We start from the raw sequence: 23074 nt of genomic DNA on the forward strand, positions 1-23074 counted from the left end.
GCCCGGCATCGCGGTAGCGCCATCCGGGTATCTTCCTCTGGGGATCGGCGCGCGCGAGATTGCCCTCGACAAGGCGGGGCAGGCGCGGAAGGAAGGCGGAGTGATCGATCCCGCCGCCCTGATCCTCCCTGCCGCCGCCGGCATGCTCGGCGGCGCGATGAACGCGCTAGCGGGCGGCGGCACCTTCGCGACGCTGCCGGCGCTGATCGCGCTCGGCCTGCCCTCGAACATCGCCAATGCCACTTCCAACGTCGCCCTGTTGCCGGGCGCGGGCGCGAGCGCCTGGGAATATCGCGACGAGCTGGCGCCGGTGGGCGGCCTGTCGGTGCGGGCGCTCGCCGGGATCACCTTTGCCGGCGGGCTGGTCGGCAGCATGCTGCTCGTGCTCACGCCGACCCGGGCCTTCGACATGATCATCCCCTGGCTGCTGCTCTTCGCCTTCGTGGTGATGGCGTTCGGCCGCCGCGCCTCGGACTGGCTGCACGCCCGCGTGACCATCGGGACGCGCACCCTCGTCACCGCGCAGAGCCTGCTCGGCATCTATGGCGGCTATTTCGGCGGCGGGGTGGGGCTGATCACCACCGCGGTCTATGGCCTGCTCGCCGGCGCCGACCCGCGCTCGCTATTCTCGATCCGCACGCTGATGCTCGCGGTCGCCAATTTCGCGGCGGCGCTGGTGTTCATCGCGATCGGGATGGTGCGCTGGTGGGCCTGCCTGCCGATGCTCGCCGGCGGGATCCTGGGCGGCTGGCTGGGCGCGCGCCTCGGCAAGCGGCTCTCGCACCGGGTGGTGCGGGCCTGGACGCTGCTCGTCACCGGCGGCACCACCATCGTCTTCTTCGTGCGCGCCTATGGATGATCGGCTAGGATAGGGCCATGCAGGTCTATCGCCACCGGCTGATCACGCGCATCTGGCACTGGGTCAACGCGCTCGCCGTGCTGGTGATGATCCCGAGCGGGCTGATGATCTTCAATGCGCATCCGCGGCTCTACTGGGGCAATTACGGCGCGAATTTCGACCATGCCTGGCTCAGCCTGCCGCGCTGGCCCGGCTGGCTGACCCTGCCGTCCACCTACGACCTGGCCGGCGCGCGGCACTGGCATCTGTTCTTCGCGCTGGTGCTGGCCTTCTCGCTGCTGGTCTATCTGCCCTGGAGCCTGGCCAACCGGCATCTCCAGCGCGACCTGCGCTTCCGCCGCGAGGAGCTCACCGCCGCGCATGTCGGAGAGGATCTGCGGGCGCATTGGGAGATGCGCTTCCACGATCCGGAGGACCCGCGCGCGTACAATCTCTTCCAGAAGGCGAGCTATGCCCTGGTCCTGTTCGTGCTGCTGCCGCTGCTGATCTTCACCGGCCTGGCGCTGGCGCCGGGCATGTGGCCCTGGCTGGCGGACCTGTTCGGCGGGCGGCAATCGGCGCGCTCGCTCCATTTCATCGCGATGGCGCTGCTGACCGGCTTCCTGGTGGCGCACCTTACCCTGGTGATCCTGGCCGGCCCGGTGAACGAGGTCCGCTCGATGATCACCGGCTGGTGGAAATCGCCCGAAGCGGAGCCAGGGGAATGATCACCCGGCGCGGCCTGATCGTCACCGGCGGCGCAACGCTGCTCGCCGGCTGCGACGCGTGGAGCGGGAGCCCGGTGCTGCTGAGCGCGGAGGAAGCGCATCGCTATCTCCAGCGCACCGTCAACGGCCGCGCCGCGCTTGCCCGCGAGTTCCGCCCGGAACAGCGCAGCCCGCGCTTCCGCACCAACGGCACCGCCAATCCCAATACGCCCGAATATAACGCGCTCGCCGCCAATCGCTTCGCCGGCTGGCGATTGCAGGTCGGCGGGTTGGTGGTGCGGCCGCTCTCGCTAAGCCTTGCCCAGCTGCGTTCGCTTCCGCAGCGCGCGCAGATCACCCGGCACGATTGCGTCGAGGGCTGGAGCGCTATCGGCAAATGGCAGGGGCCGCGGCTGGAGACCATCCTCCAGCTCGCCGGCCTGCGCGACGGCGCGCGCTACATCGTCTTCCACTGCGCCGACGTGTTCGGCCAGCGCCGGATTCCCTATTATGAATCGATCGACCTGGTGGACGCCTTCCACCCCCAGACGATCCTCGCCTGGGCGATGAACGACGCGCCGCTCGGCGTCGGGCATGGCGCGCCGCTGCGCCTCCGGGTCGAGCGCCAGCTTGGCTACAAGCATGCGAAATATGTGATGCGGATCGAGGCGGTGGCGAGCCTGGCCGGGATCGGCCGCGGCAAGGGCGGCTTCTGGGAGGATATCGCCGGCTATGAATGGTATGGCGGAATCTGATTTCGCAGCTGCGGAAATATTGCGGAAATCGCGCGCTTCCCTAATGTGGTTACCGGGGGGCTGTTACATCGGGTGGTGGTGACGGCTTAATGGCGTTGATCGATCGTTTTTTCGCACGCGCAATCAGGCGCGGACAACTCACCGTCATCCACGCGGATGGCACCCGGCAGAGCTTCGGCGAAGCCGATCCGGCGCTCAAGCCGGTAACGATCCGTTTCGGAGCAGGCGCGACGCGGCGCATCCTGCGCGACCCCTCGCTGGGCGCGGCCGAGGCGTTCATGGACGGCGACATCCTGATGGAGCAGGGCGAGATTCTCGACCTGCTGATCCTGTTTGCGTCGAACAACCGCTGGGAAGACAATGATTCGGTGCTCTTCCCCAGCGCGTTCAAGAAGGCGGTCGACGCAGTGATGTTCCGGCTCGGCCGGATCAACATGGAGCGCCGTTCGAAGCGGAACGTCGCCCATCACTATGATCTGTCGGGCAAGCTCTACGATCTCTTCCTCGATACCGACCGGCAATATAGCTGCGCCTATTTCAGCGCGCCGGGCATCGGCCTCGAACAGGCCCAGCTCGACAAGAAGGCGCACATCGTCGCCAAGCTGGCGCTGAAGCCGGGGATGAAGGTGCTCGACATCGGCTGCGGCTGGGGCGGCATGGCGCTCTACATCCACCAGAAGACGGGCGCCGAGGTGCTGGGCGTCACTCTGTCGGAGGAGCAGCTCAAGGTCGCCCGCCAGCGCGCGCTCGATGCCGGCGTGGCGGACAAGGTGAAGTTCGAGCTGATCGACTATCGCCACGTTACCGGCCAGTTCGACCGGATCGTCTCGGTCGGCATGTTCGAACATGTCGGCACGCCGCATTACCGCACCTTCTTCCGCAAGGTGCGCGAACTGCTGACGCCCGAGGGCGTGATGCTGCTCCACACCATCGGCAGGGCGGGCGGGCCCGGCGTCACCGATGCCTTCACGCTCAAATACATCTTCCCCGGCGGCTATATCCCCGCGCTCTCGGAGATCGCCCAGGGCTATGAAGGGCTGCGCTATTTCATGACGGACGTGGAGGTGCTGCGCCTCCATTATGCCGAGACGCTGAAACATTGGTACGAGCGCACCGTCGCGGCGCGCGACGCGATCACCGGCCTGTACGACGAGCGCTTCTATCGCATGTGGTGCTTCTACCTGGCGGGGTGCCATGTGAGCTTCAAATATGGCGGGCTGGTCAACTACCAGCTCCAGTTCTCGCGCTCGCGCGACGCATTGCCGTTGACCCGCGACTATATGGTCGAGGCGGAGCGGGCCCTGCACGAGCCGCACAAGGTGACGCTGCGCCAGGCCGGTCAGGCCGGGTAGGCGGCGTCCATCCGCGCGATCTTGGCGCGGACGATCTCCTCGAGCACGTCCGCGTCCACATCGGCCAGCCGCTTGATGTACAGGCAGCCCTTGCCGGTCCTGTGCCTGCCCAGCCGGTCCAGCACCTCGCTCTGGTCGGCATTGCCGTCGAGCACATAGAGGACCAGCTCGGCCTTGCGCGGGCTGAAGCCGATCCGGCACATCTCGCCGGTGCGGCCGCTGTCGTAGCGATAGGCATAGCGCCCGAAGCCGATGATCGACGGCCCCCACATCTTCGGCGGCGCGCCGGTCAGCCGCGCCATCATCGCGCAGACCGCCTCGGCATCCGCGCGGCGCGGCGCGTCGGGCACCGCGGCGATGAAGTCGGCGACCTGAATCTCCGTTGCCCTGGTCTTGAGCTCGGCCATCTGCCCCTCCCGAGTCGATGCCGGGGAGCATGCCCCAGCTACAGAACTTGCGGAAGCGGTCCCGCGCCCGTAAGGCGCACGCCGTTTCCCCGCACATCCTTTGGAGTCGCCCATGTCGGACAAGATCAACCGCGTCGTGCTCGCCTATTCGGGCGGCCTGGACACGAGCGTGATCCTGAAATGGCTCCAGCAGGAATATCAGTGCGAGGTGGTGACCTTCACCGCCGATCTGGGCCAGGGCGAGGAGCTCGAGCCGGCGCGCAAAAAGGCCGAGATGGCCGGCGTGAAGCCCGAGCACATCTTCATCGACGATCTGCGCGAGGAGTTCGTCAAGGATTTCGTCTTCCCGATGATGCGGGCGAATGCGCTCTATGAGGGCCTGTATCTGCTCGGCACCTCGATCGCGCGCCCGCTGATCGCCAAGCGCCAGATCGAGATCGCCAAGATGGTGAATGCCGATGCGGTGAGCCACGGCGCCACCGGCAAGGGCAATGACCAGGTGCGCTTCGAGCTGGGCTATTACGCGCTCAACCCGGACATCAAGGTGATCGCTCCCTGGCGCGAATGGGACCTGACCAGCCGCACCCGGCTGATCGAGTTCGCCGAGAAGCACCAGATTCCGGTCGCCAAGGACAAGCGCGGCGAATCGCCCTTCTCGACCGACGCGAACCTTCTCCACACCTCGAGCGAGGGCAAGGTGCTCGAGGACCCGTGGGAGGAAGTGCCCGACTATGTCTATTCGCGCACGGTGAACCCGGAAGACGCCCCGAACGAGCCCGAGACGATCACGATCGATTTCGAGCGCGGCGACGGCGTGGCGCTGAACGGCCAGGCGATGTCGCCGGCGACGCTGCTCACCGCGCTCAACGAGCTGGGCCGCAAGCACGGCATCGGCCGGCTCGACCTGGTCGAGAACCGCTTCGTCGGGATGAAGAGCCGCGGCATGTACGAGACGCCGGGCGGCACCATCTATCACCTCGCCCATCGCGGCATCGAGCAGATCACCCTCGATCGCGGCGCGGCGCATCTGAAGGACGAGCTTGCGCCGCGCTATGCCGAGCTGATCTACAACGGCTTCTGGTTCGCGCCCGAGCGCGAGATGCTCCAGGCCGCGATCGATCACAGCCAGGAAAAGGTGACCGGCACCGTCCGGCTCAAGCTCTACAAGGGCAGCGTGATCGTCACCGGCCGCAAGTCGCCGTACAGCCTCTATTCGGAGAAGGTGGTGACCTTCGAGGACGATCAGGGCGCGTACGACCAGCGCGACGCCGCGGGCTTCATCAAGCTCAACGCGCTGCGGCTCCGTTTGCTCGGGCGCCGCGACCGCCTCTGATCGTGTATCTGGCAGGTGCCCCGGGCACCTGCCGACGGCCAGCGCCTAACGCGCAATTAACCAAACTGGCCTAGCTGCGGTGGCATGGAGACGAGCCCGCCCCGCTATGCATGGCGTGACCTTGGCGTCGCGCTGCTGCTGACCGTGGTGCTGTCCGCCGCCTGGACGCTGCGCGACTGGCACGATCTGGCCGCGCTGCGGCTCCCCGATACCGACGACATGGCGCGGCTCCAGCAGATCCGCGACTGGCTGGCCGGTCAGTCCTTCGGCGACCTTGCCCAGCATCGTCTCGGGCCGGAGCCGGGGCTGGAGATGCACTGGTCGCGACTGGCCGACCTGGTGCCCGCGGCATGGATCGTGCTGCTCACCCCCTGGCTGGGCGGCCATGGCGCGGCGCTGGCCGCGGTGATCCTGTGGCCGGCTTCGCTGTTCTGCGCCGCGCTGGCGTTGACCGGCGCGGTCGCGCGCCGCCTGGGTGCGCCGCCGGCGACGGCGATCCTGCTCGCCGCGCTCGCCTATCCGGCGACCAGCCTGTTCTTGCCGGGGCGGATCGACCATCACGGATTGCAGCTCGTCCTGATCCTGCTGCTGGCGCGCGCGCTGCTCGGCACGGGCAGTTTCCGGGCGGGCGCGGGCGCGGCGCTTGCCGTGACGGCGTCGCTCATCATCGGGCTAGAGACCCTGCCGCTGCTGGGCGTCGCCGGGGCGGCGCTGGTGCTGCTGTGGGTGGTGGACGGGCCGGGCGGCCGCGACCGGTTGCTCGGCTTCGGCTTCGTCCTGCCGATCGCGCTTGCCGGAGCGGGCATCCTGTTTCGCACGAGCGGCTGGAGCGTGCCGGCCTGTGACGGTTTCACCGGGCTGTCGTGGCGCGTGGCGCAATGTGCCGCGATCGCGCCGATGGGCCTGGCCCTGTTCGCAGTCGCAGGGCGGCGGACCCTGCGGTCGCGTGCGGCCGCCGCCGGGATCGCCGGCGTGGCGGTGGCGGGGGCGGTGCTGCTGCTCGCGCCGCAATGCCTCGATCCCTATGGCGAAGTCGACCCGCTGCTCGCGCGCCTCTGGCTCGCCGAAGTCGGGGAGGCGCAGCCCCTGTTCGGCGCGCCGCCCGCCAATGCCATCGCCTATGCCGGGCTCGCCCTGGTCGGGCTGGTCGCGTCCCTCGCGATCGCCCGGCGGCGGCGCGAGGCGGGCTGGTGGGTGCTGGCCGCGCTCCAGTGCACCGCGCTGGCGATCACGCTGTTCCAGCTGCGCGGTGCCTATGCCGGGGCGATGCTCGCCGCGCCGGCGCTGGCGGTGACGATCGGTGCCGCGCGGACGCGTGGCCCGCTCGCGCTCGCCGCCGCCTGGATCGCCGCGACCGGCATCCTCTACCCGATCGCCGCCGCCGCGATCTTTCCGCCGCGCGCCGCCGCCGGGCCGAGCTGCACCACGCCGGAGAGCCTCGCCCGGCTGGCGGGGTTGCCGCCCGGACACCTGCTCGCGCCACTCGACCTCGGCGCCTATGCGCTCGCCGCCACGCCGCACGCGGTGCTCGCCGCGCCCTATCACCGAAACAATCGGGGAAACCGTGCCATGTACGACTTCTTCCTGAGCCAGCCTGCGCAATCCGAAGCGATCGCGCGGGCATGGGGCATCGATTACGTCGCCTTCTGCCCCGACGACCTCGACCGCTTCGCCAGGGAGGCGCGGGATCCGCGCAGCCTTGCCGCCAGCCTGCGCGCCGGATCGATCCCCGACTGGCTGGTGCCGATCGATGGCGGGGATGCGCCGCGCACCTACAGGCTGGCGTCGCGCCACTGATGGAACCGCCGGCGGCCCGCTGGTGGGAGACGCGCTGGTTCGCGCTCGCCGCGATCCTGGCGTCGTGCCTGCCGCTGCTCGCGCCGGACGTACCGCCGCTCACCGATCTGCCCGGGCATATCGGCCGGTTCCGGGTGATGCTGGGCACCGATGCGGACATGCTGGGCCGATGGTATCATTTCCAATGGCGGCTGATCGGCAATCTCGGCGCCGACCTGCTGGTCGCGGGCCTTGCCCCGCTGACCGGGCTGGAGCCGGCGGTGAAGCTGGTCACGATCGCGACGGTCGCGCTTTCGGCTGCCGGCATCCTGTGGATCGCGCGGGAGGTGCATGGCCGGGTCACGCCCTTCGCGCTGTTCGCGCTGCCGCTCGTCTACAACTACGCCTTCCATTTCGGCTTCCTCAACTTCGCGCTGGCGGCGGCGCTCGCGCTCAACGGCTTCGCCCTGTGGCTGCGGCTCGGGCGGCTGGGGCGGACCGGGCTGCGCGCGGCGCTGTTCCTGCCGCTGGCATGCGTCGTCTGGGTCGCGCACGTCATGGGCTGGGGCATGCTGGGACTGATGGTCTTCGGTGCCGAGCTCGCGTTGCGGCGCCGGGATGGCGGCGGATGGTTCGATGCGGCGATGCGCGCCGCCATCGCCTGTTTGCCGCTCGCATCGCCGCTGCTGCCGCTGCTGCTCTGGCGGCCCGATGGCGGCGGCGGGATCACCGAGCGCTTCTTCAGCCCGCGCAAGGTCTCGTGGCTGGCGATCTTCCTGCGCGACCGCTGGTGGTTGTTCGACTTCTGCTCGGTGCTGCTGCTCTGGGGGCTGATCTACCGGAGCGCGCGCACCCCGCGTTTCGGCCATTCGGCGGCATTGGTGGGCGCGTGCCTGATGCTGGCCGGCGCCTTCGTGCTGATCCCCTACAAGCTGTTCGGCTCCGCCTATGCCGATATGCGGCTGGCGCCGTTCATCGTCCTGTTCGCGCTGCTCGCGATTCGCGTCGACAAGGGCATCGGCGCGCGCGAGCTGCGCTGGCTGGCGATCGCCGGCCTGGCGTTCTTGCTGGCGCGGACGGCGGGGACCACGATCAGCTTCTGGCAATATGGCCGCGAATATGACCGGCAGCTCGCCGCGCTCGACCATGTCCCGCGTGGGGCGCGGATCGTTGCGTTCGTGGGCGACAATTGCATCGATCCCTGGGCGCTCGGCCGGCTGGATCACCTTTCCGGCCTGGCGATGGCGCGCCGCGCGGCGTTCTCCAACGACCAGTGGGAGCTCGCCGGCTCGGCGCTGCTCACCATCGACGCGCCTGCGATGGGCGCGTTCGCGATCGATCCGTCCGAAGTCGTCCTCGCCAGCCCCTGCAAGGACAAGCAGGACCGCATGACCATCGACCAGGCGCTGCGCGGCTTCCCGCGCGACGCGTTCGACTATGTCTGGCTGATCGCGCCGCCGCCCTTCGATACGCGGCTGCTCGCCGGCACGAAGCCCGTCTGGCGGGACGGCACCAGCGGGCTGTACGAGATCGACAGGAACCGCTTGTCGGGCGGCGCCCCTGCGCACTAGAAGGCGCGGATGGACAGGGGCGACGCGTTGCAATGGTGGCAGACACGATGGTTCGTGGCGCTCTGCACCTTCATAGCCATTATTCCGTTGCTCTGGCCCCAGATCCCGCCGCTGGTCGATCTGCCCGGCCATATGGGGCGCTACCGCGTCCAGTTCACCTATGACCAATATCCCTTCCTGAAGGAATGGTACGACTTCCGCTGGAGCCTGATGGGCAATCTGGGCGTCGACCTGCTGGTCATCCCGCTGCACCATGTCTTCGGGCTCGAGCTGGCGGTGAAGCTGATCGTCATCGCGATCCCGGCGATGACGGTGGCGGGCATGCTGTGGATCGCGCGCGAGGTGCACGGCCGCATCCCGGCGACCGCGCTGTTCGCGCTGCCGCTCGCCTATGCCTTCCCCTTCCATTTCGGCTTCGTCAATTTCGCGCTGTCGATGGCGTTCGCCCTGCTGGCGTTCGGCTGGTGGCTGCGGCTGGCGCGGCTGGGCAAGTTCGTCTTCCGCTCGATGGTGTTCCTGCCGATCTCGGTACTGATCTGGGTCTGCCACACCTATGGCTGGGGCCTGCTCGGCATCCTCGCCTTCTCGGCCGAGCTGATCCGCCAGCACGATCTGCGCCGCAATCCGCACGTGCCGTGGCACAAGGACCTGGTCGGCGGCTGGATCCTGCCCTGGTTCCATGCCGGGCTGCAGTGCCTGGTGCTCGCGCCGCCGGCGCTGCTGATGGTGCTGTGGCGCTCGGGCGGGCACGTCACCGGCCAGACGTTCGACATGTTCAACTGGCGCGCGAAGATGCTGTGGATCACCCAGGTCTTCCGCGATCGCTGGCAGCTGTTCGACCTGGCCTCGGTCGGCGTGCTGTTCCTGCTGCTGTTCAAGGCGGTGCGCGATCCGAACATCCAATATTCGCGCAACCTGGCGCTGTCGGGCATCTTCCTGACCCTGGTCTATATCTTCCTGCCGCGCGTCGTGTTCGGATCGGCCTATGCCGACATGCGGCTGGTGCCGTTCCTGCTCGCGATCGGCATCCTCGCGATCCGGCCCAAGCCGGGCCTGTCGATCCGCGGCGCCGCCACCGTGGCGGTGCTCGGGATGAGCTTCTTCTGCGTGCGCATCGCCGCCACGACCTGGAGCTTCCTGCTCTACAGCGGCACCTATGACCGCGAGCTCAAGGCGCTCGAGCATCTTCCCCAGGGCGCCCGGCTGATCAGCTTCGTCGGTGAGACCTGCCGCTACGAATGGAAGCAGACGCGGCTGCAGCATGTCCCTGCGCTCGCGCTGGAGCGCAAGCTCGCCTACACCAACGATCAATGGTCGATGGCGGGCGGGCAGCTGCTCACCGTGCGCTATGCCGCCGCCAGGCGTTTCGCCCATGATCCGTCGCAGATCGTCACCGACGTGCAGTGCCCGCGCGAATATTGGCGCCCGGTAGCCTGGGCGCTGGCGCGCTTCCCGCGCGACGCGTTCGACTATGTCTGGATGATCGAGACGCCTGCCTATAATCCGCGCTTCGAACAGGGGCTGATTCCGCTCTGGCGCGACGGTTCAAGCGCGCTGTTCAAGATCGATCATTCGGTGCCCGCGCCGGTGATCGAGCCGGGCGAACTGCCGGTGCCGCGCTGGGAGCGGGACATCATCCTGCGCGAGGGGCACCAGGGCGGCAGCAGCCTGCCGGATCCCGAGGCGAGCCCGGTGCCGGAGCCGGAGGAATCTCCGGTGCCCACGCCCACGCCGTCCCCTTCGCCCAGCCCGACGCACAGAGCGAAGCACGGGAAGGTGAAGCGCTAGCCTGCGCGCACCGCATCCCCCGGGGGTGACGGTGAACGGGCCGGGCCGGGACCGGCAAATCCGCGCCGCGCCTAGCAGCCGCGGCGGAAGGGCGTCAGCTCGCCGAGATATTCCTGCTCCTGCGCCACCGCTTCCCGCTCGCGCTCGAGATAGTCGGCGACGGCGCGGCGGAAGCCCGGATCGGGGAGGTAATGCGCCGACCAGGTGGTCACCGGCGCATAGCCGCGCGCGAGCTTGTGCTCGCCCTGCGCGCCCGCCTCCACCCGGTTCAGGCCGCGTGCGATCGCGGCATCGATCGCCTGATAGTAGCAGAGCTCGAAATGCAGGAAGGGCACTTCCTCGATCGCGCCCCAATAGCGGCCATAGAGCGCATCGGCGCCGACCAGGTTGAGCGCGCCGGCGATCGGCTGCCCATCCCGCTCGGCGAAGATCAGCAACACCTTGTCCGCCATCTCGGCGCCGAGCAGCGAGAAAAAGTCACGGGTGAGATAGGGACGGCCCCATTTGCGGCTGCCCGTGTCCTGATAGAAGGCCCAGAAGGCATCCCAATGCGCCTCGGTGATCTCGGCGCCGCACAGGTGGCGGATGGCCAGCCCCGCCACCGCCGCCGCGCGTTCCTTGCGGATCGCCTTGCGCTTGCGGCTGGCAAGGGCGCCCAGAAACTCGTCGAAGCCGCCATAGCCTTCGTTCGCCCAGTGGAACTGGGTGCCGGCGCGGATCAGCCAGCCGGCCTGCTCGAACAGGGGCAGCTGGTCCGGCTCGAGAAAGGTGACGTGCGCCGAGGAGAGCCGGTTGCGGTCGGTCACCGCCTCGATCCCGGCGATCAGGCCGGGCGCCAGCGCGCCGTCGCGCAGCAGCAGGCGGGGCCCCGGCACGGGCGTGAAGGGCACGGCAATCTGAAGCTTGGGATAATATTGCCCGCCCGCCTGCTCCCAGGCTTCGGCCCAGGCATGGTCGAACACATATTCGCCCTGGCTGTGGCCCTTGGCATAGGCCGGGGCGATCGCCGCGGGGACGCCCTGCGCATCCTCGATCACGATCGGCAGCGATTGCCAGCCCGCGCGCGGGCTCACCGATCCCGAGCGTTCGAGGATCGAGAGGAAGGCATGGCTGACGAACGGATTGCCGGCTCCCGCGCACGCATCCCAGTCCCCCGGCGGGATCGCGCCTACGCCATCGGCGATGCGGACGGTTACGTTGGAGGTGGGCACGGAAGCGGCGGGCACGGCACCCAGATAGGGATCGCGCCCCGCAAAGGGCAATGGCCTAGTCTAGTCCCGCTTCGTCCCGTCGCCCAGCAGCCGCACTTCGCGCTGCGGCAGGGCGAGGGCGATGCCATGTTCCTTGAACATCACCCAGAGCCGGTTGAGCACGTCGCTCTTCACATTGCCGACGCCGCTCTCGGGGTCGCTGATCCAGGTGAGGATCTCGTGCTCCACGCCGCTCTCGCCAAAGGCCGAGAGGCGCACATTGGTGGGTGGATCGTCGAGCGCGCGCGGGCTTTCCTTCGCGGCGCGCAGCATCAGCGACTGGGCGAGCTTGAGATCGCAATCATAGGCGACGGTCACCGGGATGCGGACGCGGACGTTGCGGTCGGTGTACGACCAGTTCTCCACTTCCTGCGTCATCAATATCTCGTTCGGGATCAGATGCTCCTTGCCGTCGCGCGTGACCACGCTCACCGCGCGCACGCCGATCTTGTTCACCCAGCCGAAGCTGTCGCCCACCACGATCACGTCGCCCGGCTTGATCGAGCGATCCATCAGCAGGATGATCCCGGCGATCAGGTTGCCGATCGTCTTTTGCAGGCCGAAGCCGATGGCGAGCCCGAACGCGCCCGAGAAGACGGTGAAGGCGGTGAGGTCGATCTCGAGCAGGTCGATACCGACGAAGAAGGCGATGATCACCGCAGCGATCGCGGCAAGTTTCTGGAAGAGCAGCTTCTGCGTGGGATCGAAGCCGCGCGCGCCGGCGATCCACCGGGTCAGCATCCGGTTGAACAGGCGCACCCCGGCGAAGAGCAGCAGCACGGTGACGGCGATGCTGAGCAGCGAGAGCAAGGTGAGCCGGCGCTGGCCGATCTGGACGCCGACCCGGTCGAGCGTGTCCTGCGTCGCCGCGAATCCGCCGATCGCGTGGCTCAATATGGCGGCGAAGGCGATGGCGGCCACGCTCCAGGCGATCCAGCGCGGCAGGTTGAGCCCGCGCAGCACCGCGACGGTGAACATGGCGGCGGCAGCTCCGGTGGCGAAGCCCAGTCCCAGCGCGGCGAGCGGGTGCCAGGGCCAGGCGGATAGGAGGATGCCGAGCAGCAGCGTCGCCACGCCGTGGCGGATCACGTCGCAGATGCGCCCGCTGAACAGCGGGCCGTGATCGGCATCGCGCGACCAATATTCGGCGATGCGCGCGCCGATCCTCCGGCCTGCGAGCCAGCCCAGCGCCAGGGCGACGATGGCGAGCGCGGCGGCGATGCCCGCTTCGGACAGTTCGGGTGGTGAAGGAAGGTCGTGCCCCGCCAGCCAGTCCCCGAACCGCTGCATCATCCGCGCATCCCGGCGAAGCGCGCCAGCCCCTGTTCGAGGTCGGTGATCAGGTCGTCCGGATCCTCGAGCCCGATCTGGAGGCGCACGACCGGCCCCTCGGCCTGCCATTCGGTGACGGTGCGGAAGCGTTGCGGATCGACCGGCAGCGCGAGGCTCTCATAGCCGCCCCAGCTATAGCCGATACCGAAATGCTCCAGGCCGTCGATCAGCGCGGCGCGCTCCTTTTCGCCGCCGCCGGCGAGGACGAAGGAGAACAGGCCGGCAGGGCCCTTGAAGTCGCGATGGAAGATCTCGTGCCCCGGGCAATCGGGCAGTGCCGGGTGGAGCACGCGCGCCACTTCGGGGCGGGTCCGCAGCCATTCGGCGATCCGCAGCGCCGCGCGGCCATGTTGTTCGAGCCGGATCGCCATGGTGCGCAGGCCGCGCGCGCCCAGCCAGGCGTCGTCGGGGCTGGCCGTCTGGCCGAGCTGATAGCTGGTGTCGCGCAGCGCCTGGTACCTGCCCTGGGCTGCAGTGACCGAGCCCAGCATCACGTCGGAATGGCCGACGACATATTTGGTCGCGGCGAGGATCGTATAGTCGATCCCGCGTGCGATCGCCGGGAAGAGCAGGGGCGTCGCCCAGGTATTGTCGAGCACCGTGACGATGCCGCGGTCCCGGGCCGCCGCGACGATCGCCGGCACGTCCTGCACCTCGAAGGTCAGGCTGCCGGGGCTTTCGAGGAAGATCACCCGGGTGTTCTCGCGGCACAGCGCCGCGATGCCTTCGCCGATCAGCGGATCATAATAGCTGGTCTCGACCCCCATTCGCCGGAGCAGGCCGTTGGCGAAGTTGCGCGTCGGGTCGTAGCTGCTGTCGGGAAGCAGCAGGTGGTCGCCGGGAGAAAGCAGGGCGAGCAGGGTCGAGGCGATGGCGGCGACGCCGGAAGGATAGAGCAGCGTCGCCTCGGCGCCCGGCTCGAGCTCGGTCAGCGCATCGGCGAGCGACCATTGGGTCGGCGTGCCCCGCCGGCCGTAGAACAGCCGGTGATGGGTATCGCTGGCGCCGCTGGCGCGCAGATGCGCCACGTCGTCGTAGAGGATCGTCGAGGCGCGCCATACCGGCGGGTTGACGATGCCCTGGGTCCATTCCTTGCGCCGGCCGGCGGCGACGACCTTGGTCTTGTCCTGCTTCTCGCTCATGCCGGGCCCAATGCCTTGGCGGTCTCGGGACGGCTACCCCATTCCGTCCAGCTGCCGTCGTACAGCGCGGCTTCGTTGTCGAGCAGGTGCGCGCCGAACGCCAGGATCGCGGCGGTGATGCCCGAGCCGCAGGTGGTGACCAGCGGGCGGGCGAGGTCGATGCCGTGATCCTCGAACACGGCGCGGATATGATCGGGCGCTTTCCAGGTGCCGTCGGGGTTGAAGAACTTCGGATAGGGGACGTTGCGCGATCCCGGGATATGGCCCGCGGCGACTTCGGGGCGCGGATCGGCTTCCGCGCCGGTGAAGCGAGCGGCCGAGCGGGCATCGGCGATCTGCCCGGTCTCGGCCTTCATCTGCTCGAGCGTGCGCAGCTGGGCCCTGGGCGGCCGGGGCTGGAAATTGCCGGGCTCGGCCCGGTGCGGGCCGCTCGCCACCGCACGGCCTTCCGCCTTCCATTTGGCCATGCCGCCGTCGAGCAGCGCCACGTCGACGCCGGCGAGCCGCAGCACCCACCAGGCGCGGCACGACGTGTGGTGCGGGCCATTGTCGTAGAGTATGATCGGCGTCTCGGTGTCCGCCCCCAGCGCGCGCAGCCGCTCGGCGATCCTGGCGACGGTCGGCACGGTCGAGGGGAGCGGGCTGGTCTCGTCGATCAGCGTGTCGAGATCGAGGAAGCGCGCGCCGGCGATATGCTCGGCCTCGAACTCGGCGCGAGGATATCGCGGCGGCGATCCGGGGATCGTCGAGCTATAGGTTGCATCGAGCACCAGCACATCATCGGTGCCGGCCAGCCATTCGGTCGTAACGAGCCCGTCCATGGAAAGCGTCCTAGAAGGATGCAAAGCGCTCCGCAAACGCCTACATGGCCGGGATGGACGCCAAGCATCTCGGAAAAACCTCGATCCTTCCCGCCACGCCGGAGGAGGCCGAGCTCGATTACGTGCCCAATCCGCGCAAGGGCACGCGCTATCTCATCCGCTTCGCGGCACCCGAGTTCACGTCGCTCTGCCCGATCACCGGCCAGCCGGATTTCGCGCATCTGGTGCTCGACTATGTGCCGAAGGACTCGATCGTCGAGTCCAAGTCGCTCAAGTTGTTCCTGGGCAGCTTCCGCAACCATGGCGCCTTCCACGAGGATTGCACCGTCGGCATCGGCCAGCGCCTGTTCGACGAGATGCAGCCGGAATGGCTCAGGATCGGCGGCTATTGGTATCCGCGCGGTGGCATACCCATCGACGTCTTCTGGCAGTCGGGTGTGCCGCCCGAGGGTGTCTGGATACCGGATCAGGGGGTTCCCGGCTATCGCGGACGCGGCTGAGCGCCGGATTTACAAGGCGACCGGACGGTCGTAGTATGCTGCATTGCAGCAAGATGAAACCTTATTGAAAACAGTTGGTTTGGAAGGGCGAGCGTGGGGCTTACGCGCAATTGAGTTTGCGATAGCGAAGGGAAAGATCGGCGCATGAAAGCCCCGAATATCCAGCACGTCGCGCTGATCGGTAACTTCCTGCCGCGCAAATGCGGGCTCGCCACCTACACGACCGACACCTATGCCGCGCTCAGGCAGCGCTTCCCGGATCTGAAGGTCGACGTCTATGCGATGGACGATCATCCGGGGCGGTACGATTATCCCGATGCGGTGACTGCCGCGATCCCCGAGCAGGACCGTGCCGCCTATCTCGGTGCGGCCCGGATGATCGAGGCTTCGGGCGCGCAGGCGCTGTGGGTCCAGCATGAATATGGCATCTATGGCGGCCCCGCCGGCGACTATCTGATCGCGCTGCTCGACCGGCTGTCGATCCCGGTGGTCGCGACGCTGCACACGGTGCTGGAGGATCCCGATCCCGATCAGCGGCGCGTGATGGAAGCGCTGCTGCGCCGGGCCGCGCGCGTGATCGTGATGGCGGAGAAGGGCCGCGAGATCCTCAAGCGCGTGCACGGCGCCGACGACAGGAAGATCGCAACGATTCCGCATGGCGTGCCCGATCGCCCCTTCGCCGATCCGCGGGGGTTCAAGCCGCGCTTCGGCTGGCAGGGGCGCGAAGTGATCCTCACCTTCGGCCTGCTGGCGCCGAGCAAGGGCATCGAGGCGATGATCGAGGCGATGCCGGCGATCGCCGCGGCACGGCCCGACACGCTCTATGTGATCCTGGGCGCGACGCATCCAAACCTCGTCGCGCACGAAGGCGAAGCCTATCGCGAGCGGCTGAAGGCGCAGGCCGCCGATCTGGGCGTGGCCGGGCATGTCGCCTTTGTCGACGGGTTCGTCGAGCAGGGCGCGCTGCTCGACTATCTCCAGGCGGCGGACGTCTATGCGACGCCCTATCCCAATCCTGCGCAGATCACGTCGGGCACGCTTTCCTATGCAGTGGCGGTGGGCAAGCCGGTGGTCTCGACGCCCTATATCCACGCGACGGAGATACTGGCGGACGATCACGGCGTGCTCGTGCCCTTCCAGGACAGCGCCGCCCTTGCCCGCGAGATCGCCAGCCTGCTCGCCGACGAACCGGCGCGGATGGCGCTGGCCGCGCGCGCCTATGCCCGGGGCCGCACCATGTTGTGGCCGCGCCTCGCCGAGGCCGCGATGGATGCCCTGGCCGCCATCGTCGCCGCCAGGCCGCGGCGTTTCGCCCGGCCTGCCAAGATGCTCGTGCCGCTCGAGCCCGACCTCGCCGCGGTGGAGCGGATGAGCGATGCGACCGGCATGCTGCAGCACTCCATCTATTCGGTGCCCGATCGCCGCCACGGCTATTGCATCGACGACAATGCCCGTGCGCTCATCCTGATGAGCAGGATCGAGGCGATGGACGAAGGCGTGCGCGACAAATGGACCAGCGTCTATGCCGCCTTCGTCCAATATGCCTGGAACCCGGACCTGCGCCGCTTCCGCAACTTCATGAATTTCGACCGGACCTGGTGCGAGGATGCCGGCTCGGAGGATTCGAACGGACGCGCGCTCTGGGCGCTGGGTGTTACGGCGCGCGATGCCCGGGCGCAGAAGCATCGCGACTGGGCCTCGGCCCTGTTCGACGCCACGGCCCCGATCGCGCTCGAGCTGGGCAGCCCGCGGGCGCGCGCCTTCGCGATGCTGGGCGCGGCGGCGATGCTAGGCGCGCATCCGGGCCATGCGCTTGGCCGCGAGATCCTCGCCCGGTTCGGCGAGGAGCTGATCGCGCTGCTCGACGGCAATCGCCGCCCCGAATGGCAATGGTTCGAGATCGTGCTCGCCTATGACAATGCCCGCCTGCCCGAAGCGCTGTTGCGCGCCGGGATGGCGCTCGGCCGCGACGCGTTCGTCAGTGTCGGGCTCGAGACGCTCGAATGGATCGTCGCCCGGCAGACCTCGCCGGAGGGCCGCTTCCGCGCCGTCGGCACGGAGAGCTTCGGGCGCGCCTATGCCCCCCCGCTCCAGTTCGACCAGCAGCCGCTCGAGGCACAGGCGACGGTGGAGGCCTGTGTCGCCGCCCATGCGGCGACGGGCGACAGGCGCTGGGTGGAGGAGGCGATGCGCGCCTATCGCTGGTATCTCGGCGCGAACGACCTCGAGCTGCCGCTCGCCAGCGCCCAGGACGGGGGATGTTTCGACGGGCTGATGCCGCATGGGCTCAACCGCAACCAGGGCGCCGAGTCCATTTTGGCGCTCCAGCTCGCCAATTGCGCGATTTCGGCTCTTTCAAAGGCAACCGGAAACGTGGCAACACCGGTGCGAGCCGCCGTCGCCTAGTTTCAGCCTGGGCATCGGTGCGGGGACAATGGCTGGGAGCCGAATGCTCGAACTTTTCAATCATGCGCTGCGCCTGCGTGCGGATCCTTCGCGCGTTGTGGTGCGGCCCTTCCACATTGCCTGGGCCTCGAACGGATCGGCGCCGAGCCGCACCGAGCGGCTGGTGAGCGAAGTGCTGGCGATGTCGCCCGGCGAGGCACGCAGCCAGCTTGAGATCGTGCTCAAGGACTTCGAGGCTCGCCACTGGCAGACGCGCCGGGTGTTCATGACGCGCTATGACGAGATCGAGGCGATGCTCGGGCTCGACGGCAGCCAGATCGGCGACGAGAAGCGCCAGCTGATCGGCGCCTATTTCTGCCACGAATACAGCTATGCCGCCGCCGCGCTGATGAATCCCAGCGCCGTGCCGCATTACGACCAGACCGGCATGCCGCCGGGCAGCCTGCGCATCCTGATGAGCCTGCGCGCCGTGGGCGAGGGGCACATATCCTCGGTTGCCTTTCGCGAAGGCATCATCACCGACCGGAACGACCTGGCCCTCGCGCCGGAACCGCCCTTCGCCACCGCCGCCGATGCCCGCGAGGAGGACGAAAGGCATATCCCCGAAGGGCCGGTGACGGTCTATCGCCACCGCGATTCCACGCTTTCGGGCACGGTGATCTTCCCGATCACCAAGGCCCAGTCCAACGGCCTCGAAGACCTGCGCATCACCCATTTCCGCCATGAGGACGGGCAGGAGGAGTGGATCGGCACCTATACCGCCTATAACGGGTCGGTGATCCAGTCCGAATTGCTGCGCACGCGCGACTGGCGTAGCTTCGACCTGGTGCCGATGTCGGGCAGCGCGAGCCGCAATAAGGGCATGGCGCTGTTCCCGCGCACGGTGAACGGCCGCTACATGATGCTCGGCCGGCAGGACGGCGAGAACATCTTCCTCCACGCCTCGGACGACATCACCAACTGGGACGGCGGCGAGCTGCTGATCAAGCCGAAATTCCCCTGGGAACTCGTCCAGATGGGCAATTGCGGCCCGCCGATCGAGCTCGACCAGGGCTGGCTGATCCTCACCCACGGCGTCGGCGCGATGCGCAAATATTCGATCGGCGCGGCGCTGCTGGACAAGAACGATCCGTCCAAGGTCCTCGCCCGATCGAGCGAGCCGCTGCTCGCCGCGGCGGATCAGGACCGCGAGGGATATGTGCCCAACGTCGTCTACACCTGCGGCGCCATTAGGCATGGCGACAAGTTGTTCATCCCCTACGGCGTGGCGGACAGCTCGGTCGCCTTCGCCTTCGTGCCGATCCGTTCGATCCTGGAGCAGATGAAGTGAATGGCGGCGGGGCGATCCCTGCCGCCATTCCCCATCACCGATAGTTCGCCTCGCCCTCGGCCGATGCCTCCGGGTCCGCGTCGGCGGGCGTGCCGCGCACCAGCCCCCGCGTCATCGCATAGGCGATGGCGATCAGCCCGAAGAACAGCAAGGGCGCGATCCACGTCGCCACGCTCTCGAAGCTCTCGCCCATCACCGCCAGCGGCGCGTCGTTGGGCGGGATCGGCGCGTTGCGGTTCGCCCAGGCGAGGATGCCGGCGAATGCGACGCCGAACAGGCTCTCGCCCACGATCAGGCCGGTTGCGGCGAGCACGCCCATCCGCTCGGCGAACTCGGGATTGGCCTGGCGCTTGGCCCAGCGATCGTAGAAATGCCCGATCACCGCGCCGACCGGGATCAGCAAGGTGAGCCCCATCGGCAGATAGATGCCCATGCCGACGGCCAGCGGCGGCAGGCGCATCCTGCCGGCCTTGCCCAGCACTTCGTCGAGTATGATCACGCCGACGCCGATCAGCGCGCCCAGCCCGATCAGGTTCCAGTCGATATCGCCGCCCAGCACGCCCTTGGCGATCGAGGAGATCAGCGCGGCCTGGGGCGCCGACAGCGCATTGGGCCCGGCGCCGGGCATGCCGACAAAGCCGAGCGTGTTCTTGAGCAGGTCGAGGACCAGCGGGATCGCCAGGCTGCCGAACACCACGCCCAGGATCAGCGCGAGCTGCTGCTTCCACGGCGTCGCCCCGACGAGCTGGCCGGTCTTGAGATCCTGGAGGTTGTCGTTCGAGATGGTCGCGATCGAGAAGATGATCGCGGTGGTGAACAGCGCATAGGCGATCAGCGCGTTGGTGCGCGCCGGATCGGCCTCGTTCCCGAAGACCGCGACCAGCAGCAGCGAGGCGCCGAGCACGGCGAGAATGCCGACGCCCGAGACCGGCGAGTTCGACGCGCCGATCAGTCCGGCCATATAGCCGCAGATCGCCGCGATCAGCACGCCGACGACCAGGACATAGGCGAGCGAGCCGCCGATCACCGCGAACGGATGGTCATGGACCGGGCCGCCGGCCGAAAAGGTCCAGAGCAGCCAGGCGATGGGGAGGAGCGTGGCGAGCGTAATCAGCGCCACCACGCCGATCGGCATGTCGCGCTCGGTGATGTCGAGCACCTGGCCGCCCTGGCGTGCGCGCGAGGCGGCGAGGGCGGAGCGCAGGCCGGCCACGATCGGCCCGATGATCTTGAGCAGCGACCAGATCGCCGCGACGCCGATCGTGCCGGCGCCGATGAAGCGGACCTGGCCGCGGAACGTGGAACTCACCAGCGCATCGACCGCGCCCAGATCGCCGCCATGGGCGAAGTACGGCACCAGCACCGTCCAGGAGATCAGCATGCCGAAGAACATCGCCGCGCCGACCGAGATGCCGACGAGATGGCCGACGCCGATCAGCAGCATCGACCAGCTGGTCGACCAGCCGGTGGCGGTGCCGCCCACCGCGAAATTCTTGCCGGCCTCCTCGGCCACCAGCTTCATCTTGGCGAGCAGCGCGAACAGCCCGGAGAAGATCGTGCCGGCAATCAGCGTGCGCAGGCCCGCTGCATTCTCGCGGTCGCCGGCCCCCGAGGCCGAGCCGACCTTGAGCACCTCGGCGGCGGCGACGCCCTCGGGATAGGGCAGGTCGGTGCCCGTCACGAGCGCGCGGCGCAGCGGCACCGAGAACATCACGCCGAGCACGCCGCCGGTAATGCATACCGCCACCGTGGTCCAATAGGGGAAGCCCGACCACCAGCCGACCATGATCAGGCCGGGCAGCACGAACACGATCGCCGCAAGGGTGCCCGCGGCGGACGCGATCGTCTGGACGATGTTGTTCTCGAGGATCGTGCCGCTCTTGAACGCCTTCAGGATGGCCATCGAGACGACGGCGGCGGGGATCGACGTGGCGAAGGTGAGGCCGACCTTGAGGCCGGCATAGACGTTGGCGGCGGTGAACAGGATGGTGATCAGCGCACCGAGGACGATGCCGCGCAGCGTAAGCTCGGCCATCGGGCGAGGCGATTGGGTGGTCATCGGGTCAGATCTCCGCGCGGAAAGTCGCAAAGGTCGCGACATCATCGCATGCGGGGGTCTCTCCCCGCTGCAAGACGCACGGGGCGGCCGGATTGGCAAGAAATGCGTTGGTCATCGGCGGAGCGTGGCATCTGCGCGCCCGATAGGACAGTGTTTTTTGCACTTCGCCGCCAGCGTCGTCGGCGATAGACATGCAAGCATGTGGAAGTCGCGAGTGCTCAAGCCTTCGGCGTCGATCGACAAGGTCATCGTCAGCGAGGCGATGGGCGATCCGCCTTATGGCGGCCTGCCGGGCGCCGTGCAGGCTTTCGTGATGCAGGCACTTTCCGCTGAATATGTCCCCGGCGAGCTGCCGCGCGAGGCGCTGATCGCCAGCCACACGCTCGCTTACGAGGCCGAGGTCTATAATGGCGGGCATGTCTCGGGCTTTCTTGGCAATCTCGGCATCGACAATGCGCGCTGGGACCTGATTGCCGAGGGGCTCGACCGGGTCGGCCTGCCTGGATCGGCGGCGATCTTCGCGGATTTCCGTGCCTTTGCGCGCAAACACCCGCTCCGCTTCCGCAGCTGGAAGCGGGAATATCCGCAGTATGACCCGTTCTTCGAAGAGCTGGATTCCCGCGTCTCTGCCGAGCCGCAATATTGCATCGTGCTGGCGCTCCATGCCTGGCTCGAGGATAAGCCTTGGATCGAGCAAATCCCGGACAGCGACTATCGCGCGCTGAATGTCGCACGCTGCCTGGTGCCGCCGCATCCGCTGCAGCAGCAGCGCCGCGACTTGCGGGCACCGCGGGTGGAGGCCGATATGCGCGCGTTGCGCAAGGCGCTGCTGAAGGGCCGGGGCAAGCAGCGCGGTTGACTCCGATAACCAGATGGTTGTTGATTGTCGCTGGTTGTCGATAGAGGCGCGCCATGTCCCCCGCCGCAAATGAGCTGTTCCGCGCGCTGGGCGATCCCACGCGCCGCGCGCTGTTCGAGCGGCTTGCGCGTTCCGAGTTGACCGTGCGCGCGTTGACCGACGGGGCGGGGATCTCGCAGCCCGCGGTCTCCAAGCATCTTGCGATATTGAAGGGCGCGGGGCTGGTGCTCGACCGGCCGCAGGGCCGCGAGACGCATTACCGGGCCGATCCCAAGGGGCTGGCGCCGCTGCTCGACTGGATGCGGCTGCACGAGACGCTATGGGCCGGCAGCTTCGACCGGCTCGACGATCTGCTGAAGAGGATGGACCAATGACCGAGGCGCGCACGCTGGTGATGGAGCGCGAATTTCCGCACCCGCCGGATAAATTGTGGCGCGCGCTCACCCAGCCGCACCTGATCGCGGAGTGGTTGCTGCCCAATGATTTCGTGCTGGAGGACGGCCATCGCTTCACGCTGCAGAGCCCCGGTGCCCCTGGCTGGAGCGGACGGATCGACTGTGCGGTGCGCGAGATCGAGCCGGGACGGCGGCTCAGCTATAGCTGGGACACCGGCGGCGAGGGGGAGGCGATGCCGCGCTTCGAATCGGTGGTGACGCTGACGATCGAGCCGGTGGCGGGCGGCACGCGGCTGCGCATGGAGCAGGCCGGTTTCACCAATGCCGCCAATTATGGCGGCGCGCGCTATGGCTGGGGCATGTTCCTCGATCGGCTGGAAGGCGTGGCGGCGGGGCTGGATTGAGCTTCCCCTCTCTGGAAGGGGGGAAGCCAGGAGGGAGTTGAGGCGCGCG

General features: G+C 68.2%; 20 protein-coding genes. 14 read left to right on the plus strand and 6 right to left on the minus strand.

The annotated features are described in order from the left end of the window. The first annotated feature begins 100 nt into the window (after window positions 1-100). The 4 genes from CAP40_RS04485 to CAP40_RS04500 all read left to right on the plus strand — a co-directional run bounded on the left by CAP40_RS04485 (window position 101) and on the right by CAP40_RS04500 (window position 3652). A complete protein-coding gene (locus CAP40_RS04485) occupies window positions 101-859 on the plus strand; it encodes a sulfite exporter TauE/SafE family protein (protein ID WP_256924013.1) in 759 nt (252 codons plus the stop codon). 17 nt (window positions 860-876) lie between these two features. Then, window positions 877-1566, plus strand: a complete 690-nt coding sequence (locus CAP40_RS04490) for a cytochrome b/b6 domain-containing protein (protein WP_086128108.1) — start codon at window positions 877-879, stop codon at window positions 1564-1566. Next, a complete protein-coding gene (locus tag CAP40_RS04495) occupies window positions 1563-2300 on the plus strand; it encodes a molybdopterin-dependent oxidoreductase (protein ID WP_086128109.1) in 738 nt (245 codons plus the stop codon). Before CAP40_RS04490 ends, CAP40_RS04495 begins: the two co-directional genes overlap by 4 nt. Window positions 2301-2389: 89 nt before the next feature. After that, window positions 2390-3652 carry a cyclopropane-fatty-acyl-phospholipid synthase family protein gene (locus CAP40_RS04500; RefSeq protein WP_086128110.1) on the plus strand — a complete coding sequence of 421 codons (1263 nt, stop codon included), beginning with the start codon at window positions 2390-2392 and terminating at the stop codon, window positions 3650-3652. On the opposite strand, the gene CAP40_RS04505 is transcribed toward CAP40_RS04500, so the two are convergent. Further along, window positions 3640-4059 carry a DUF1801 domain-containing protein gene (locus tag CAP40_RS04505; RefSeq protein ID WP_086128111.1) on the minus strand — a complete coding sequence of 140 codons (420 nt, stop codon included), beginning with the start codon at window positions 4057-4059 and terminating at the stop codon, window positions 3640-3642. The two genes, CAP40_RS04500 and CAP40_RS04505, sit on opposite strands and share 13 nt — an antisense overlap. Before the next feature lie 112 nt (window positions 4060-4171). On the opposite strand from CAP40_RS04505, the gene CAP40_RS04510 reads away from it, so the two are divergent. The 4 genes from CAP40_RS04510 (at window position 4172) to CAP40_RS04525 (ending at window position 10527) form a co-directional block, all read left to right on the plus strand. After that, window positions 4172-5392, plus strand: a complete 1221-nt coding sequence (locus tag CAP40_RS04510; protein WP_086128112.1) for an argininosuccinate synthase — start codon at window positions 4172-4174, stop codon at window positions 5390-5392. An 84-nt stretch (window positions 5393-5476) separates the two neighbouring features. Then, the gene (locus CAP40_RS04515; RefSeq protein ID WP_086128113.1) at window positions 5477-7189 is read left to right on the plus strand and encodes a hypothetical protein; all 1713 of its coding nucleotides are present in this window, start codon (window positions 5477-5479) and stop codon (window positions 7187-7189) included. Further along, on the plus strand, window positions 7189-8739 hold the full coding sequence (locus CAP40_RS04520) for a hypothetical protein (RefSeq protein WP_086128114.1): 1551 nt from the start codon (window positions 7189-7191) through the stop codon (window positions 8737-8739). Before CAP40_RS04515 ends, CAP40_RS04520 begins: the two co-directional genes overlap by 1 nt. Before the next feature lie 9 nt (window positions 8740-8748). Further along, window positions 8749-10527 carry a hypothetical protein gene (locus CAP40_RS04525; RefSeq protein ID WP_256924014.1) on the plus strand — a complete coding sequence of 593 codons (1779 nt, stop codon included), beginning with the start codon at window positions 8749-8751 and terminating at the stop codon, window positions 10525-10527. Window positions 10528-10598: 71 nt separating this feature from the next. Here CAP40_RS04525 and CAP40_RS04530 read toward each other — a convergent pair whose 3' ends face one another. From CAP40_RS04530 to CAP40_RS04545, 4 genes are read right to left on the minus strand one after another with little or no spacing between them, the layout of a single operon-like run. Beyond that, entirely contained in the window at window positions 10599-11738 is a 1140-nt protein-coding gene (locus tag CAP40_RS04530; RefSeq protein ID WP_086128462.1) for a GNAT family N-acetyltransferase, read from the minus strand. A gap of 60 nt (window positions 11739-11798) precedes the next feature. After that, window positions 11799-13070 carry a mechanosensitive ion channel family protein gene (locus tag CAP40_RS04535; RefSeq protein WP_086128115.1) on the minus strand — a complete coding sequence of 424 codons (1272 nt, stop codon included), beginning with the start codon at window positions 13068-13070 and terminating at the stop codon, window positions 11799-11801. Then, complete coding sequence (gene metC / locus CAP40_RS04540; protein ID WP_086128116.1) at window positions 13067-14251, minus strand: cystathionine beta-lyase; 1185 nt, start codon at window positions 14249-14251, stop codon at window positions 13067-13069. The genes CAP40_RS04535 and metC overlap by 4 nt, the downstream gene beginning before the upstream one ends. Continuing rightward, complete coding sequence (locus CAP40_RS04545) at window positions 14248-15072, minus strand: sulfurtransferase (protein ID WP_086128117.1); 825 nt, start codon at window positions 15070-15072, stop codon at window positions 14248-14250. The genes metC and CAP40_RS04545 overlap by 4 nt, the downstream gene beginning before the upstream one ends. A gap of 53 nt (window positions 15073-15125) precedes the next feature. Here CAP40_RS04545 and queF point away from each other — a divergent pair, with 53 nt between their 5' ends. The 3 genes from queF (at window position 15126) to CAP40_RS04560 (ending at window position 19308) form a co-directional block, all read left to right on the plus strand. After that, on the plus strand, window positions 15126-15572 hold the full coding sequence (queF, locus tag CAP40_RS04550; protein ID WP_086128118.1) for a preQ(1) synthase: 447 nt from the start codon (window positions 15126-15128) through the stop codon (window positions 15570-15572). Between the two features lie 144 nt (window positions 15573-15716). Further along, window positions 15717-17978: a glycosyltransferase family 4 protein gene (locus CAP40_RS04555; protein ID WP_086128119.1), complete on the plus strand. Its 2262-nt coding sequence runs from the start codon at window positions 15717-15719 to the stop codon at window positions 17976-17978. A 43-nt stretch (window positions 17979-18021) separates the two neighbouring features. Further along, complete coding sequence (locus CAP40_RS04560; protein ID WP_086128120.1) at window positions 18022-19308, plus strand: glycoside hydrolase family 130 protein; 1287 nt, start codon at window positions 18022-18024, stop codon at window positions 19306-19308. Window positions 19309-19342: 34 nt separating this feature from the next. On the opposite strand, the gene CAP40_RS04565 is transcribed toward CAP40_RS04560, so the two are convergent. After that, window positions 19343-21367 (minus strand): OPT family oligopeptide transporter, encoded by a 2025-nt coding sequence (locus CAP40_RS04565; RefSeq protein WP_086128121.1) that lies wholly within the window; start codon window positions 21365-21367, stop codon window positions 19343-19345. A 199-nt stretch (window positions 21368-21566) separates the two neighbouring features. Here CAP40_RS04565 and CAP40_RS04570 point away from each other — a divergent pair, with 199 nt between their 5' ends. Genes CAP40_RS04570 through CAP40_RS04580 form a run of 3 tightly spaced genes read left to right on the plus strand, consistent with a single transcriptional unit; the run spans window position 21567 to window position 23025 of the window. Further along, on the plus strand, window positions 21567-22226 hold the full coding sequence (locus CAP40_RS04570) for a hypothetical protein (protein ID WP_086128122.1): 660 nt from the start codon (window positions 21567-21569) through the stop codon (window positions 22224-22226). Between the two features lie 53 nt (window positions 22227-22279). Then, the gene (locus CAP40_RS04575) at window positions 22280-22600 is read left to right on the plus strand and encodes a helix-turn-helix transcriptional regulator (protein ID WP_086128123.1); all 321 of its coding nucleotides are present in this window, start codon (window positions 22280-22282) and stop codon (window positions 22598-22600) included. Next, window positions 22597-23025: an SRPBCC domain-containing protein gene (locus CAP40_RS04580; RefSeq protein WP_086128124.1), complete on the plus strand. Its 429-nt coding sequence runs from the start codon at window positions 22597-22599 to the stop codon at window positions 23023-23025. The genes CAP40_RS04575 and CAP40_RS04580 overlap by 4 nt, the downstream gene beginning before the upstream one ends. The last annotated feature ends 49 nt before the right edge of the window (window positions 23026-23074 follow it).

This window comes from Sphingomonas sp. IBVSS2, assembly GCF_002127225.1.
Taxonomy (GTDB): Bacteria; Pseudomonadota; Alphaproteobacteria; order Sphingomonadales; family Sphingomonadaceae; genus Sphingomonas.

Bases quoted from the DNA above. Each gene is read 5' to 3' on its own strand.
- queF (WP_086128118.1), top strand. From the start codon at position 15,126: ATGGACGCCAAGCATCTCGGAAAAACCTCGATCCTTCCCGCCACGCCG.
- CAP40_RS04525 (WP_256924014.1), top strand. From the start codon at position 8,749: ATGGACAGGGGCGACGCGTTGCAATGGTGGCAGACACGATGGTTCGTG.
- CAP40_RS04570 (WP_086128122.1), top strand. From the start codon at position 21,567: ATGTGGAAGTCGCGAGTGCTCAAGCCTTCGGCGTCGATCGACAAGGTC.
- CAP40_RS04490 (WP_086128108.1), top strand. From the start codon at position 877: ATGCAGGTCTATCGCCACCGGCTGATCACGCGCATCTGGCACTGGGTC.
- CAP40_RS04495 (WP_086128109.1), top strand. From the start codon at position 1,563: ATGATCACCCGGCGCGGCCTGATCGTCACCGGCGGCGCAACGCTGCTC.
- CAP40_RS04565 (WP_086128121.1), bottom strand. From the start codon at position 21,367: ATGACCACCCAATCGCCTCGCCCGATGGCCGAGCTTACGCTGCGCGGC.
- CAP40_RS04535 (WP_086128115.1), bottom strand. From the start codon at position 13,070: ATGATGCAGCGGTTCGGGGACTGGCTGGCGGGGCACGACCTTCCTTCA.
- CAP40_RS04545 (WP_086128117.1), bottom strand. From the start codon at position 15,072: ATGGACGGGCTCGTTACGACCGAATGGCTGGCCGGCACCGATGATGTG.
- metC (WP_086128116.1), bottom strand. From the start codon at position 14,251: ATGAGCGAGAAGCAGGACAAGACCAAGGTCGTCGCCGCCGGCCGGCGC.
- CAP40_RS04560 (WP_086128120.1), top strand. From the start codon at position 18,022: ATGCTCGAACTTTTCAATCATGCGCTGCGCCTGCGTGCGGATCCTTCG.
- CAP40_RS04510 (WP_086128112.1), top strand. From the start codon at position 4,172: ATGTCGGACAAGATCAACCGCGTCGTGCTCGCCTATTCGGGCGGCCTG.
- CAP40_RS04515 (WP_086128113.1), top strand. From the start codon at position 5,477: ATGGAGACGAGCCCGCCCCGCTATGCATGGCGTGACCTTGGCGTCGCG.
- CAP40_RS04555 (WP_086128119.1), top strand. From the start codon at position 15,717: ATGAAAGCCCCGAATATCCAGCACGTCGCGCTGATCGGTAACTTCCTG.
- CAP40_RS04505 (WP_086128111.1), bottom strand. From the start codon at position 4,059: ATGGCCGAGCTCAAGACCAGGGCAACGGAGATTCAGGTCGCCGACTTC.
- CAP40_RS04580 (WP_086128124.1), top strand. From the start codon at position 22,597: ATGACCGAGGCGCGCACGCTGGTGATGGAGCGCGAATTTCCGCACCCG.
- CAP40_RS04500 (WP_086128110.1), top strand. From the start codon at position 2,390: ATGGCGTTGATCGATCGTTTTTTCGCACGCGCAATCAGGCGCGGACAA.
- CAP40_RS04520 (WP_086128114.1), top strand. From the start codon at position 7,189: ATGGAACCGCCGGCGGCCCGCTGGTGGGAGACGCGCTGGTTCGCGCTC.
- CAP40_RS04575 (WP_086128123.1), top strand. From the start codon at position 22,280: ATGTCCCCCGCCGCAAATGAGCTGTTCCGCGCGCTGGGCGATCCCACG.